This window comes from Paenibacillus antri, assembly GCF_005765165.1.
GTDB classification, from domain to species: domain Bacteria; phylum Bacillota; class Bacilli; order Paenibacillales; family YIM-B00363; genus Paenibacillus_AE; species Paenibacillus_AE antri.
Genome location: NZ_VCIW01000023.1, coordinates 1 through 13,473, shown reverse-complemented (window position 1 = coordinate 13,473; position 13,473 = coordinate 1). Strand labels below are relative to the sequence as shown.

Here is a 13,473-nt window from a genome sequence, read left to right as displayed (position 1 = left end):
GTCAAATGAATCCGACAGCGAAGCTATTGATCATCGGCGGAATCGTCTTGATCGCGCTGGGCGTCGTCTGGCAGTTCGGCGGGAAGTACTTGCAGTTTCTCGGCCGTCTGCCGGGCGATATCGCGGTGGAGCGAGAGAACGTGAAGTTCTACTTCCCGATCGTCACTTGCATCGTGATCAGCATCGTCGGCTCATTAATCTTGTATGTCATTCGCATGTTCCGCGGGTAGTCGGTGCTTCGGCGCTTGACGGCCGCGGTTTTTTTTGGTAGTTTGTTAAACAAACGTTTGATTTAAACGGTTATTTAATTACGAGGAGCGATTAGGATGGGGCAAGTGCTTAAAGCGTTCTTCGCGCTGCCGATGACGAAAGTCGGCATCGCGACGGCGGTATTGTTTCAATTGATTTTCAGCGTCGTCTGGATGACGGGGTATGACGGCGTGAACGACCACGCGGATCAACTGCGCGTGGCGGTCGTGAACGAAGACGCGGGCTTCGGCGTCGCGGTGGCGGACGCTTTGGCGTCGCAGCTGCCGTTCCAAGTCGAAGCGGTCGGCGACTTGGCGGACGCGCAGACGAGGTTGAACGAGCGCGACGTGCAGATGGTCGTGCACATCCCTGCAGACTTCAGCGCGGCGGCGTCCGCGCCGGAGTCCCGGGCGACGTTGCATTATTACATTAACGAGTCGAATCCCGTTACGATCAAGAACATGATGGCGGGCGCGGCGTCGCAGGTGACGACGACGGTGAACGCGATGGCCGCCGCGAACGGCGTGAAGGCGGCGCTCGTGCAGCTGCAGCTGCCGGAGGCGCAGGCGGTCGCGATGGCGGAAGGGCTGACGACGCGGGTCGAGAGCGACGTCGTCTATTCGAATCCCGTCGCGAGCCTCGCCAGCCAGATGGTGCCGATGATGATGGTGCTCGCGTCTTACGTCGGTTCGATGCTGCTCGCGATGAACCTCGAGCAGTCGTCGATGGCGCTGTCGTCGCGATTCGGCAAGTGGGAGCGGTTCGGCGCAAGGCAGATCATCAACGCAGGCACGGCGATCGTCGTCGGTCTGTTCGGCGTCTCCTTCGTCACGCTGTTCGGCGGTTCGCCGGCGAACGTCTTCCTAGAGCTGTGGGGCTTCCAGACGCTTTTCCTGTTCGCCTTCATGAGTTTGGCTCAAATCTTCTTGCTGCTGTTCGGCCCGGGCGGCATGGTGTTTAACATTATCCTGCTGTCCGCGCAGCTTGTCTCCTCCGGCGCGATGGTGCCGCGGGAGCTGCTCTCTAACTTCTACCGCTCGCTCGGGGACGCGATGCCGGCGACGTACGCCGTCGAAGGGCTGATGGATTTATTGTTCGGCGGACCTAGCGTCGCGGGCGTTTCGGTTTCGCTCCTCGTTCTGATCGCGGTCTGCCTCGCGGCGAGCGCCGGGGCGGCGGCGATTCGGCGGATGAAATCCTCGCCGAGGGCGGCGGCCGTATGACGGCGGCGAACGAGCCGGACGTCCGGACCAAGATTTTGCTCGCGGCGAAGACGCTCTTCGCGAAGCAAGGCTTCGAGGGCACGACGGTGCGGCAGGTATGCGACGCGGCGGGCGCGAACGTGGCGCTCGTGTCGTACCATTTCGGCGGGAAGGACAATTTGTTTAAGGCGCTGTTCGACGAGTTTTTCCCGGCCGAGGAGGCGATGGAGCCGTTCCGAGAGGCGTTCGAACGGCCTGCGAGAGGAGTAGCGACCTTGATCGAGCAGGTGATGCTTTACGTGTTCAGAGACCCGGATTTGTCGACGATCATGGAGCAGGAAATCATGATGCGTTCTCCCCGCATCTCGATCATTCAAGCGCGGGCGTTCCCGATCTGGAGCGCCCTGCGCGATATGTTGCAGCGCGGGCGGGAGGAGGGCGTCTTCCGGTTCCGGTGCCTCGATACGACGCTGCTGATGGTGCTCGGGTCCATGATGTTCCATAAACGGGCGTATTACTTCCAACCGCTGTTTCTCGAGGGGCCGCAGCGATCGGAAGACGTCATCGCGGATACGATCCGCTACGTCTACGGCGCGCTGGGCGCCGTGGCGCCCGGCGAAGGGGGGGCGCCGACATGAGAGCGATCGTCGCGGAACCGTTCGGCGGACCGGAGACGCTCCGCCTCGTCGATCGGCCGACGCCCGCCGCGGGCGCCGGGGAGCTGCTCGTGCGCGTGCGGGCGACCGCCCTCAACCGTGCGGATTTGCTCCAGCGCATGGGGAAGTACCCCCCGCCGCCGGGCGTGACGGACATTCTCGGCCTCGAGATGGCGGGGATCGTCGAGGCGGTCGGCGCCGACGTCGACGGCTGGAGGGTCGGCGACCGGGTGTGCGCGCTGCTGCCGGGCGGCGGCTACGCCGAGTACGCGGTCATCCCCGCAGGCATGGCGATGGCCATCCCCGAGCCGCTCTCCTTCGAGGAGGCGGCGGCGATCCCGGAAGCGTTCTTGACCGCTTACCTTAACCTGTGGCGGCTCGGCGGACTGCGGCCGGGGCATCGCGTGCTCGTGCACGCGGCCGCAAGCGGCGTCGGCACCGCCGCCATACAGCTCGTCCGCGAAGCCGGCGCGGCGTCCTACGCCACCGCCGGCACGGCGGCGAAGCTCGAGGCGGCGCTGTCGCTCGGCGCCGCCGCCGCGTGGAACTATCGCGGCGGCTCGTTCCGCGAATGGCTGCTCGAGCGCACGGACGGCGCCGGCGTCGACATCGCGCTCGACTTCGTCGGGGCGCCGTACTTCGCCGATCATCTCGCGACGCTCGCGGTCGACGGCCGCCTTATCGTCATCGGCACGCTCGGCGGCGCCGCCGTCCCCGGCGGCTTCTCGCTCGGGACGCTGCTCGCGCGCCGGCTCCACGTCATCGGCACGACGCTGCGCTCGCGTTCCGTCGCGGATAAAATCTCGCTTACGCAGGATTTCGCCGCTTTCGCGCTGCCGCGCTTCGCCGACGGTCGGCTGCGTCCGATCGTCGATTCCGTCTTCCCGTTCGAGGAAGCCGCGGAAGCGCATCGCCGCATGGAATCCAACGTCAACATCGGAAAAATCATATTGCGACTCTAAAGAAAGAGTGCGGAGACAGACTCGACTGCAAAGGGCCGGGCTTGTCTTCCGCACTCTTTTCTAAGGTGATTTCCTTTGCTCAGGGATGGTCTGGATTCGACGATTGGTAGGTTTCTATGGTGGTGGGGAGAGTCTGGGGTGTGCTTGGTCGCTTCTTTCTAAGTTAATTTCCTTTGCTCAGGGATGGTCTGGATTCGACGATTGGTAGGTTTCTATGGCGGTAGGGAGAGTCTGGGGTGTGCTTGGTCGCTTCTTTCAAATGCGATTTCCTTTGCTCGGGAAGGGGGCCACCTGAGTTAGAGAAATCGGATTTGAAATGAAGTACAGGGATGAAATCAGGGGAAACAGTCACTGGGAAACGAAATCCACTTCCTGAGCAGAAGAAACCAGATGAGAAAGAAGCTCGGGGGAAAGTATCCTCGACAACGAACTAGAAATCTACGCAGTGGACAGAAAGGGCAGCGCGGCTGGAATGCGAGAAGACCCTCCGCAGGAGCGCAGGCACGGCAAAAAAGGGCCGAAACCAGACACAGAACGACTTTGCTCCTGTTACGGTCGTTTCTTACGCTTGCTATCCCGCGGCGGCGCGGCGGCGATAGTCCGACGGCGTGCAGCCGAAGCGGCGTTTGAATTCCCCGTTGAAGTGATTCAAATTGCTGAAGCCGACCTCGAGCGCGATCGCCATGATTTTGCGGTCGGTGCGGCGCAGCAGCTCGGCCGCGCGCTGGATGCGGACCGAATTCACATACTCCACCGGCGTCTTCGCCGTGATTTTCTTAAAGAACCGACAAAAATACGCCTCGCTCATCCCCGCCAGCGCCGCCAAATCCCGCAGCGCGATCGTCTCTTCGCATCGCGCCTCGACGTATTCGATCACGGTTTTCAGACGTTCGATCCGTCCGTCCGTCGTCTCGGCGCGGCGGTTTTCCCCGCCGAGCGCGAGCAGCTTCGAGAGGCACAGATGCAGCAGCCCCTTCGTCGTCAGCTCGCGCATCGGCGCCCCCGACTCGTTCGCATCGAACAGCTCGCGCAGCAACGCGACGATGGCGCGTTCCGCCGTCGTCTCGAGGCTTATTTTCGTAGGGACGACATAATTTCGCTGGACTAACGGGAAAATATACCGGTCGTACACTTTCTCGCGTACGTCGCCGAACAGGTCGGCGCCGAAGACGACGGCGAGGAAGGTGACCGGTTCGTCGCCGAGGACGCGGCCGGAATGCAATTCGCCGCTATTGACGAACATCGCTTCGCCGGCGCGCAGCTCGAAGTCCGCCGTGTCGACGCGGAACGCCGCCGCGCCTTCGACGAGAAGCAAAAATTCCAGCTCGTCGTGCCAATGCAAGTCCATCAGCGGCTCTTCCGGCCCGCAGGAGAATCGGTACGTGCTGACGGGGTAGACGGGCTCGCCGTGGACGCGATTTTCCTTCAATGTCGCTTTATTCATGCTCTTCACCGCCTGAAATGTCAAAATCGGTATAATAATGGGCAAAATTGATGCAGATTTGATTCCAGTTCGACAATATCATTATAGATGAAGAACGGGAGGGATTCTAATGAAATTTAATAACGGATATTGGATGCTCCGCAAAGGCGTGAATATCGAACAGCCCGTCGACGTACGGGACGTGGACGCGACGCAGGACAGCGTAACCGTTTACAATGCTACGAAGAAAGTCCGCATCAAGGGCGACACGTTGAACGCGGCGCTGCTCAAGGCGGAGATCAGCTCCCCGCTGCCGAACGTCGTCCGCGTGCGCTGGTCGCATCACGAAGGGAAGCGCAAGCGCGGCCCGGCGTTCCACATCAACAGCGTGGCGAATCACCCGGTACAAATCGAACGAAGCGAGGAAGGCATCGCGTTCACGACCGGCGGGCTCACGGCCAACATTCGGACGGCTCCGAACTGGGGATTGGAATTCGCGCAGAACGGCAAGCGCCTTACCGGCTCGGCGACGCGCGGCGTCGGCCACATCGACGATAACGGAAAGCAATATTTCCGAGAGATGCTCGACCTCGGCGTCGGCGAACAAATCTACGGTCTCGGCGAGCGGTTCACGAACTTCGTCAAGAACGGCCAGACGGTCGAGATTTGGAACGAAGACGGCGGCACGAGCAGCGAGCAAGCCTACAAGAACATTCCGTTCTACTTGTCCAGCAACGGATACGGCGTGTTCGTCAATCACCCTGAACGCGTAGAGTTCGAGGTCGGCTCCGAGGTCGTCTCGAAGGTCGGCTTCAGCGTCGCGGGCGAGGCGCTCGAGTATTTCGTCATCGGCGGCGACACGCTGAAGGACGTGCTCGACAATTACACGAAGCTGACGGGCAAGCCCGCGCTGCCGCCGGCTTGGTCGTTCGGCCTGTGGCTGACGACGTCGTTCACGACCGACTATGACGAAAATACGGTCAATTCGTTCATCGAAGGGATGGCGGAGCGCAACATTCCGCTGCACGTGTTCCACTTCGACTGCTTCTGGATGAAGGAATATCAGTGGTGCGACTTCGAGTGGGACCCGGCGATGTTCCCAGACCCGGAAGGCATGCTGAAGCGCTTGAAGGATCGCGGCCTTCGCATTTGCGTTTGGATCAACTCGTATATCGCGCAGAAGTCTCCCCTTTTCAAAGAAGGTATGGAAAAGGGCTACCTCGTCAAGACGACCGACGGCGACGTCTGGCAATGGGATCTGTGGCAAGCGGGCATGGGCCTCGTCGACTTCACGAATCCGGACGCGGTCGCTTGGTACCAAGGCCATCTGCGCCGACTGATGGACATGGGCGTCGATTGCTTCAAGACGGACTTCGGCGAGCGCATTCCGACGGAGAACGTCGTCTACTTCGACGGCTCCGACCCGGTAAAGATGCACAACTACTATACGCAGTTATATAATAAAGCTGTATTCGACGTGCTCGAAGAGCGACGCGGCAAAGGCGAAGCGATGCTGTTCGCGCGTTCCGCGACGGCCGGCGGTCAGATGTTCCCGGTACACTGGGGCGGCGACTGCTCCGCGAACTACGACTCGATGGCCGAATCGCTGCGCGGCGGCTTGTCCCTCGGCCTCTCCGGCTTCGGCTTCTGGAGCCACGACATCAGCGGCTTCGAGAAGACGGCGCCGGCCGACATCTATAAGCGTTGGGTCGCGTTCGGCTTGCTCTCGTCCCACAGCCGGCTCCATGGGAACGAATCGTACCGGGTGCCGTGGTTGTTCGACGAGGAGTCGGTCGACGTTCTCCGCTACTTCACGGAGCTGAAGAGCAAGCTAATGCCGCATCTGTTCTCGTATGCGGTCGAAGCGCGCGACAAGGGCATTCCGATGATGCGGGCGATGGTGCTCGAGTTCCCGGAGGATCCGACCTGCCATTACCTCGACCGGCAGTACATGCTCGGGGACAAGCTGCTCGTGGCGCCGATCTTCAACGACCAGGGCATCGCGAAGTACTATGTGCCGAAGGGCCGCTGGACGAACTGGATGACCGGCGAGGTGATCGAAGGCGGACAGTGGCGCGAGGAGAAGCACGGCTATATGTCGCTGCCGTTCCTCGTGAAGGAAAACTCGCTCATCGCGGTCGGAGCGGACGATCAGCGTCCGGATTACGACTATACGGACGGCATTACGTTCCATGCGTTCGAGCTCGCGGACGGCGGCGAAGCGACGGCGACGGTGTACGACCTGAAGGGCGAGGTCGCGATGACGGCTCGCGCGACGAGATCCGGCAATACGGTTCGCGTCGAGACGCAAGGCTCGAGCAAGCCGTGGAGCGTCGCGATCGGCGGCAAGACGGTTGCGGCGAACGCCGGCGACACTTCGGTAACCATTACATTGTAATTTCATAATTGCGCGATGCGCGGCGGCGAAGCCTATTCGCCGCCGCGTACGTGCATGATTCAGGGAGGCGAACGGAAAGGTGATTAACGAGAAGCTGCCGAAAATTTGGTACGGGGGCGACTACAACCCCGAGCAATGGGATGCGGAGACATGGGCGGAGGACGCCCGCATGTTCAAGCTCGCGGGCATCGACGTGGCGACGATCAACGTCTTCTCATGGGCGCTCATTCAGCCCTCCGAGGAGGAGTACGATTTCTCCGCGCTCGACGCGACGATCGATCGACTCTACAAGGACGGCGTCTATATTTGCCTCGCGACGGCGACCGGCGCGCATCCGGCATGGATGGCGAAGAGATATCCGGACGTGCTGCGCGTCGACAAGCAAGGCCGCAAGCGGAAGTTCGGCGGGAGACATAATTCCTGTCCGAACAGTCCGACGTACCGCAAGTACGCTGCGCGCCTCGCGGCGAAGCTCGCGGAGCGATACAAGGATCACCCCGGACTGCTCATCTGGCACGTCTCGAACGAATACGGCGGCTATTGCTACTGCGACAACTGCGCCGCGGCGTTCCGCGTCTGGCTGAAGCGGCGGTACGGGAGTCTGGACGCGGTCAACCGCGCATGGAATACGCGCTTTTGGGGCCACACGTTTTACGACTTCGACGAGATCGTGCCGCCGAGCGAGCTGAGCGAGGAGTGGGGCCATAACCGGACGAATTTCCAAGGCATCTCGCTCGATTACCGTCGTTTCCAGTCCGAGAGCTTATTGGATTGCTACAAGATCGAATACGACGAGCTGAAGAAAGTTACCCCGAACGTGCCCGTCACCACGAACCTGATGGGCTTCTACCCCGAGCTCGATTATTTCGAGTGGGCGAAGCATATGGACGTCGTGTCGTGGGACAACTACCCGTCGATCGATACGCCGGTAAGCTTCACGGCAATGACGCACGACCTGATGCGAGGCCTCAAGAGCGGTCAACCGTTCATGCTCATGGAGCAGACGCCTAGCCAGCAGAACTGGCAAGCGTACAATGCGCTGAAGCGTCCCGGCGTCATGCGTCTTTGGAGTTATCAAGCGGTCGCGCGCGGCGCGGACACGGTCATGTTCTTCCAGCTGCGCCGCTCGATCGGGGCGTGCGAGAAATACCACGGCGCCGTCATCGAGCACGTCGGGCACGAGCATACGCGCGTATTCCGCGAATGCGCGGAGGTCGGGCGCGAGCTTGGTGTTCTCGGTGACGCGATTCTCGACGCGCGCGTCGAGTCGAAGGCGGCGATCGTATACGATTGGGAAAATCGTTGGGCGATCGAGCTGTCGAGCGGCCCGTCCGTGGCGTTGAACTACCCCGAAGAAGTTCATAAATATTACGAAGCGCTGTTCCATATGAATGTACAGACGGACATGATCTCCGTCGAGGAAGCACTCGACAAGTATTCGCTCGTCATCGCGCCGGTCATGTACATGATCAAGCCGGGCTTCGCCGACAAGGTCGAAGCGTTCGTGAATCGCGGCGGCACGTTCGTCACGACGTTCTTCAGCGGCATCGTGAACGAGATCGATCTCGTCACGTGCGGCGGGTACCCGGGCGAGCTGCGCAAGGTGCTCGGCATCTGGGCCGAGGAGATCGACGCGCTGCTGCCGGGCCAGACGAACAAGATCGTCATGAACGGCGCGGTCGGCGCGCTGAACGGCGAATACGACGGATCGATCCTGTGCGACCTGATTCACCTCGAGGGCGCCGAAGCGATCGCGACGTACGGCGAAGACTTCTACAAGGGCATGCCGGCCGTCACGGTCAATAAGTACGGCGAAGGCGAGGCGTGGTACGTCGCGACATCGCCGGACAAGGCGTTCATGCAAGGCTTCTTGAAGAATCTGTGCGACAAGGCGGGCATCCGGCCGATTCTCGACACGCCGGAAGGGCTGGAAGCGACCGTTCGCACGAAAGACGGCAAGCGCATCTTATTCCTCCTCAATCACAACAAGACGGCGAGCGTCGCCGACATGGGGGAGAGCGTCTGGACCGACGCGCTGACCGGCGAAACTCGCCGCGGCGCCGTCGAAGTACCGGCGCACGGCGTTGTGATTTTGACGGAGGGGGATGCTTCCCATGTCTAACGACAAACGTACCGTCGTCTTGTTCCAAGGCGATTCGATCACCGACGGCGGCCGCGGGCGCGGCGAGGACAAGAACCATATCCTCGGGCACAGCTATCCGTACCTGATCTCGGCGAAGCTCGGCTTCGAGCTCGCCGAGAAGGCGCCGCGGTTCGTCAACCGCGGCATCAGCGGCAACCGGATTTCCGACTTGTACGCGAGATGGAACGAGGACTTCTTCCATATTCATCCGGATTTGTTGTCCGTCTTGATCGGCGTCAACGACGCTTGGCGCATTATGAACGAGCTGCCGGAGGGCGTCACCGACCGGTTCGAGCGGGCCTACACGCACGTGCTGGAGGAGACGCGGGAGAAGTCGCCGCACACGGGCCTCGTGCTGATGGAGCCGTTCATCTTGAACGTCGGCGCGCCCGCCTTGAAGTGGGAAGCTTGGCGGGCGAAGCTCGCCGAGTACCAATCGACGGTACGGAAGCTCGCCGAGCGGTTCGACGCCGTCTTCTTGCCGCTTCAGGAGCCGTTCGAACGGGCCTGCGAACGAGCGCCGGCCGCGTATTGGCTCTGGGACGGCGTCCATCCGACGTACGCCGGCCACGAACTGATCGCCCGCGAATGGCTGAATGCCGTACAGAACAGCCGCTTCGCCTTGAAGTAACGCGAGAGAACCGTTCCCGTCGCAAGTAGGCTGCAGCCCTGGAACAGGGTACAGTTTACTCGAGATGGGGGCGGTTTTTTCTGATATACTTCGATTCGAAGGGAGGCGCCGTTATGGGGCCGTACAAATTTTCGTTCCGCAATCTTAGCGTCACATGGAAGTTCGTAATCGCTTACTCCTGTATTCTGGCCGTCTCCTTGGCCGGGTCGGGGGTTTATTTGTACACGCAGCTCGCGGATTCGGCGGTCGAACAAGCGCAGCAGGTGATGGAGCATAACTTGATTCAGACGCGGGACAGCGTGCTCGAGAAGGTCGGCTTGATCGAGAACGTCTCGCAGCTCATCGCCTCCGACATCAAGCTGCAGTCGTTCCTCGGCACGACGTTCACGGGGGAATCGTACCAATACGAGGAATACCGCTCGGAAATTTCTCCGTTCGTAGAAAACGTGCTCCGCCAAAATCCGTACATCGCGTCGCTGCGCATCTACATGTTCAACGCCTCGATCCCCGAGCTGTACGACAGCTTCTACTGGATCGATCGGCTGGAAGGACTGCCGGAATACGCGGGTTTGTTCCGTCCCTCGCGGCCGACGACGGGCTGGCGAGGCTTGCATCCGCAGCTCGTGCACCTGAACGTGCCGCTCAGGGGAGGAGACATTCCGAACGTCTTCTCGTATTACGAAATCATTCAATCGTTCCGTTATTCCGGAGAGGTAGGAGTGCTCGAGATCGACGTTAAGGAGGACGTCATGTTCGACATGCTGGACGGCCAAGGCTCCGTCCAGCTCGGGAACGTATTCGTGGCGGACGGGCAGGGCAACGTCGTGACGGGCGGCGATCCGGCGGGGGCGGGGCGGAACGTCGCCGACCTCGGCATCGGCGAGCTCCCGTCGGGCGCCTTCAACGAGGTGCGCACGATCGGCGGCGAGCCGTCGATCGTCATCGGAGTGCCGATCGAGCGCATCGGGCTCCGCATCGTCGGACTGTTCCCGGTGTCGGCGTTCACCGAGGCGGTGCAGCAGTCCGCGAGGCAGATCGCGATCGTGTTGTTTTTCGCGCTGCTCGTGCTCGGCGCCTTCGTTTACTTCATCACCAGCGCTCTGCTGTCGCGGCTGAAGCTGCTGCTGCGGGCGATGAAGCAGGTGAAGGAGGGCTCGCTGACCGCGAACGTGCCGGCGTTCGGCAACGACGAATTTTCGCAGATCGCTTCAAGCTTTAATCTGATGACGGGGCGCATTCACGAGCTCGTCGAGACGGTGTACAAGATCCAGCTCATGGAGCGGGAGGCCGAGCTGCGGGCGTTGGAATCGCAGGTGAATCCTCATTTTCTGTATAACTCGCTCGCTACGATCTCGTGGGTCGCCCGCAAGGCGAAGTCGAAGGAAATCGCGGACATCTCGAACGCGCTCGCCAAGTTTTACCGCTTGATGTTGAACAAGGGGCGCCGCGAAATCTTAATTAAAGACGAAGTCGCGATGGTGAAGGCGTACTTGGAAATTCAGAAGTTTCGTTACGAGGACGTCTTCGACGTCATTTACGAAATCGACGAATCGGTCTATGCGTATACCGCCGCCAAGAACCTGCTGCAGCCGGTCGTCGAGAACGCGCTCGTGCACGGCATCGAGCCGAAGCGGGATCACGGCACGCTGATCATCAAAGCGGGCGTCGCGGGCGACATGTTGTATTATCAAGTGATCGACGACGGCGTCGGCATGCGGAAGGACCGGCTGCGGGACATTCGGGAAGGCCGCAGCATCCGCTCCGGCGGGAGCGGCAGCGGCTACGCGGTCAAAAATATTATGGAACGGCTGCAGGCGTACTACGGCGACAAATATCGCTTCGAGATGCATAGCGGACCGGGCATCGGGACGGCCGTGACGATCATGTTCGGGAAGGAGAAACGGGGATGACGACGTACAAGCTGCTGATCGTGGAGGACGAACGGTGGGAGCGGGAAGGGCTGCTCGATTTCTTGGATTGGGCGAGTCTCGGCATCGAAATCGTCGGCGCCGCGCGCGACGGCATCGACGGCTGGGAGCGGGCGCTCGAGCTCGAGCCGGATCTCATCATTACCGATATCCGGATGCCCGGCATGGACGGCCTCGAGATGGCCAAGAAGATCAAGGAAGCGATGCCGGAGACGGTCATCGTCGTCTTGACCGGCTTCAGCGACTTCGAATATGCGCGCCGGGCGCTGCAGACGCAGGTGAATCAATACGTGCTGAAGCCGATCGAGGAGGAAGAGCTGCAGCGCGCCGTGACGGAAGCGGTGGAGGAATGCGCGCGCGTCCGGCGGCGCCGCCGCGACGAAGAGGAGCTCAGAGCCGCGGCGCTGGAGCATCGGGCGCTGGCGATCGCGAAGCTCGCGGCGGACGCGATGGAGGGGCGCCTGCCGAAGGAGCGCGCCCCCGAGCTGCGCAAGGCGGCGGGCTTCGCGTCGGCGTCCGGCGCGTTCGCGGCGATTGCGTTCGCCGGCGTGCCGGGACTCGCCGAGGACGACGTGCGCCGCGCGGTCGGCGCGCCCTGCCTCGCGCTGCCGGACGCGGGCGGCGCCGTCGAGCACGCGTGGACCGTCGTCCTGGCGGCGGACGACGCCGCGGCGCGAGCGGTCGCGGACGGCCTCGCGGCGCGCCTCGCGAAGCCCGGCGGCTTCGTCCGGCCGGAGGATGCGGTCGTCGCGGTCGGCGGCGCGGCGGACGGACTGACGGAGGCGTGGAAGTCCGTCCGCGCGGCGAGAAGCGCGCTCGAGTACGCGGTGTTCTGGGGGTTGTCCGGCGTGACGCTGCCGGAAGCCGTCGAGCGGGAGAAGGCGGCGTTCTACGCGGAGGCGAACGAGTTCCTGGCGAAGGTCGGCGCGTACGCGAAGCAGGTCGTGTACGGCGTCAGCGCGCTCGACGAGAAGAAGACGGTCGACGCCGCGAGCGGCTTGTTCGACGCGATCTCGTCGCAGCGCGGGGCGGAGCGGGAATACGTTCGCAATTACTTGACAGGCTTGTATTTCGAGCTGTCGATGCTCGCCGGCGACCCGGAGGCGAGCGAAGGGGAGGCGGCGGCTCGGTTCGACCGGCTTTCGACGCTGCGGCAGTTCCGCGCGCACGGCCTTGCCGCGGCGAAGAGCATGATCGCGTTCCTCGCGAACAAGCGGGAGGGCAAGGACGATTACATCGTCAGCAAGGTGAACCGGCTGATCGAGACGAGTTATATGTCTACCGATCTGAGCCTGACGGCGGCGGCGGCCGAAGTGTTTCTGTCGCCGAACTACTTAGGCGCGCTGTACAAGAAAGCGACGGGCCGCACGTTCCACGAGCGTCTGACGGAATGCCGGATGGACAAGGCGAAGGAGCTGCTCGGCCGGTCCGAGTATAAGGTGTCGCGCGTCGCCAAGGAGGTCGGCATCCCGAACACGTCGTATTTCTGCACTGTCTTTAAGAATGCGGTCGGCATGACGCCGGGCGAATATCAGGAGCTGGCGCATCGGTAGCGAGCCGGCGATAGTGTCAAATATGACATTAATTACGGGGATAAGCGCATATTTAGCGTTATCGAGTTCGGCGGTCGGTGCGGGCGAAGAGGTTTGCCGGGACTTCGGCGGGCGCGGGTGTGCAATAGTGTCAAATATGGCGTTATTTGCGGAGATAAGCGCATAGTTAGCGTTATCTAGTTCGGCGGTTGGCAAGTGCGAAGAGGTTTGCCGGGACTTCGGCGGGCGCGGGTGGTAGTGTCCAGAAGTTTGTGTATTTTAGGTAGGGGTATCCATCGGGACGATGGATGCGTCAATTAGATTTAATTTTCTGAACTTGGTTCTTGTG

Annotated in this window: 10 protein-coding genes; 9 read left to right on the top strand and 1 reads right to left on the bottom strand. The window is 61.6% G+C overall.

Annotated features, from left to right (window positions below):
• Nucleotides 1-5 precede the first annotated feature (5 nt).
• The 4 genes from FE782_RS26360 to FE782_RS26345 all read left to right on the top strand — a co-directional run bounded on the left by FE782_RS26360 (nucleotide 6) and on the right by FE782_RS26345 (nucleotide 3,069).
• Complete coding sequence (locus FE782_RS26360; RefSeq protein WP_138197356.1) at nucleotides 6-230, top strand: DUF2905 domain-containing protein; 225 nt, start codon at nucleotides 6-8, stop codon at nucleotides 228-230.
• A 96-nt stretch (nucleotides 231-326) separates the two neighbouring features.
• The gene (locus FE782_RS26355) at nucleotides 327-1,472 is read left to right on the top strand and encodes a YhgE/Pip domain-containing protein (RefSeq protein ID WP_138197355.1); all 1,146 of its coding nucleotides are present in this window, start codon (nucleotides 327-329) and stop codon (nucleotides 1,470-1,472) included.
• Nucleotides 1,469-2,089 carry a TetR family transcriptional regulator gene (locus FE782_RS26350; RefSeq protein ID WP_138197354.1) on the top strand — a complete coding sequence of 207 codons (621 nt, stop codon included), beginning with the start codon at nucleotides 1,469-1,471 and terminating at the stop codon, nucleotides 2,087-2,089. The genes FE782_RS26355 and FE782_RS26350 overlap by 4 nt, the downstream gene beginning before the upstream one ends.
• Nucleotides 2,086-3,069 (top strand): NAD(P)H-quinone oxidoreductase, encoded by a 984-nt coding sequence (locus FE782_RS26345; RefSeq protein WP_138197353.1) that lies wholly within the window; start codon nucleotides 2,086-2,088, stop codon nucleotides 3,067-3,069. The genes FE782_RS26350 and FE782_RS26345 overlap by 4 nt, the downstream gene beginning before the upstream one ends.
• A 571-nt stretch (nucleotides 3,070-3,640) precedes the next feature.
• On the opposite strand, the gene FE782_RS26340 is transcribed toward FE782_RS26345, so the two are convergent.
• Entirely contained in the window at nucleotides 3,641-4,513 is an 873-nt protein-coding gene (locus tag FE782_RS26340; RefSeq protein ID WP_138197352.1) for a helix-turn-helix transcriptional regulator, read from the bottom strand.
• A gap of 109 nt (nucleotides 4,514-4,622) precedes the next feature.
• Here FE782_RS26340 and yicI point away from each other — a divergent pair, with 109 nt between their 5' ends.
• The 5 genes from yicI (at nucleotide 4,623) to FE782_RS26315 (ending at nucleotide 13,145) form a co-directional block, all read left to right on the top strand.
• On the top strand, nucleotides 4,623-6,890 hold the full coding sequence (gene yicI / locus FE782_RS26335; RefSeq protein WP_138197351.1) for an alpha-xylosidase: 2,268 nt from the start codon (nucleotides 4,623-4,625) through the stop codon (nucleotides 6,888-6,890).
• A 79-nt stretch (nucleotides 6,891-6,969) separates the two neighbouring features.
• Nucleotides 6,970-9,012: a beta-galactosidase gene (locus FE782_RS26330; RefSeq protein ID WP_138197350.1), complete on the top strand. Its 2,043-nt coding sequence runs from the start codon at nucleotides 6,970-6,972 to the stop codon at nucleotides 9,010-9,012.
• On the top strand, nucleotides 9,005-9,664 hold the full coding sequence (locus FE782_RS26325) for an SGNH/GDSL hydrolase family protein (RefSeq protein WP_138197349.1): 660 nt from the start codon (nucleotides 9,005-9,007) through the stop codon (nucleotides 9,662-9,664). The genes FE782_RS26330 and FE782_RS26325 overlap by 8 nt, the downstream gene beginning before the upstream one ends.
• 113 nt (nucleotides 9,665-9,777) lie before the next feature.
• On the top strand, nucleotides 9,778-11,574 hold the full coding sequence (locus FE782_RS26320) for a sensor histidine kinase (RefSeq protein WP_138197348.1): 1,797 nt from the start codon (nucleotides 9,778-9,780) through the stop codon (nucleotides 11,572-11,574).
• Nucleotides 11,571-13,145 (top strand): response regulator transcription factor, encoded by a 1,575-nt coding sequence (locus tag FE782_RS26315; protein WP_138197347.1) that lies wholly within the window; start codon nucleotides 11,571-11,573, stop codon nucleotides 13,143-13,145. The genes FE782_RS26320 and FE782_RS26315 overlap by 4 nt, the downstream gene beginning before the upstream one ends.
• Nucleotides 13,146-13,473 lie beyond the last annotated feature (328 nt).

What these genes read in the sequence shown, in the direction of transcription:
- FE782_RS26340 (WP_138197352.1), bottom strand. Translation starts at nt 4,513, where the DNA reads ATGAATAAAGCGACATTGAAGGAAAATCGCGTCCACGGCGAGCCCGTC.
- FE782_RS26360 (WP_138197356.1), top strand. Translation starts at nt 6, where the DNA reads ATGAATCCGACAGCGAAGCTATTGATCATCGGCGGAATCGTCTTGATC.
- FE782_RS26350 (WP_138197354.1), top strand. Translation starts at nt 1,469, where the DNA reads ATGACGGCGGCGAACGAGCCGGACGTCCGGACCAAGATTTTGCTCGCG.
- FE782_RS26345 (WP_138197353.1), top strand. Translation starts at nt 2,086, where the DNA reads ATGAGAGCGATCGTCGCGGAACCGTTCGGCGGACCGGAGACGCTCCGC.
- FE782_RS26320 (WP_138197348.1), top strand. Translation starts at nt 9,778, where the DNA reads ATGGGGCCGTACAAATTTTCGTTCCGCAATCTTAGCGTCACATGGAAG.
- FE782_RS26355 (WP_138197355.1), top strand. Translation starts at nt 327, where the DNA reads ATGGGGCAAGTGCTTAAAGCGTTCTTCGCGCTGCCGATGACGAAAGTC.
- yicI (WP_138197351.1), top strand. Translation starts at nt 4,623, where the DNA reads ATGAAATTTAATAACGGATATTGGATGCTCCGCAAAGGCGTGAATATC.
- FE782_RS26325 (WP_138197349.1), top strand. Translation starts at nt 9,005, where the DNA reads ATGTCTAACGACAAACGTACCGTCGTCTTGTTCCAAGGCGATTCGATC.
- FE782_RS26315 (WP_138197347.1), top strand. Translation starts at nt 11,571, where the DNA reads ATGACGACGTACAAGCTGCTGATCGTGGAGGACGAACGGTGGGAGCGG.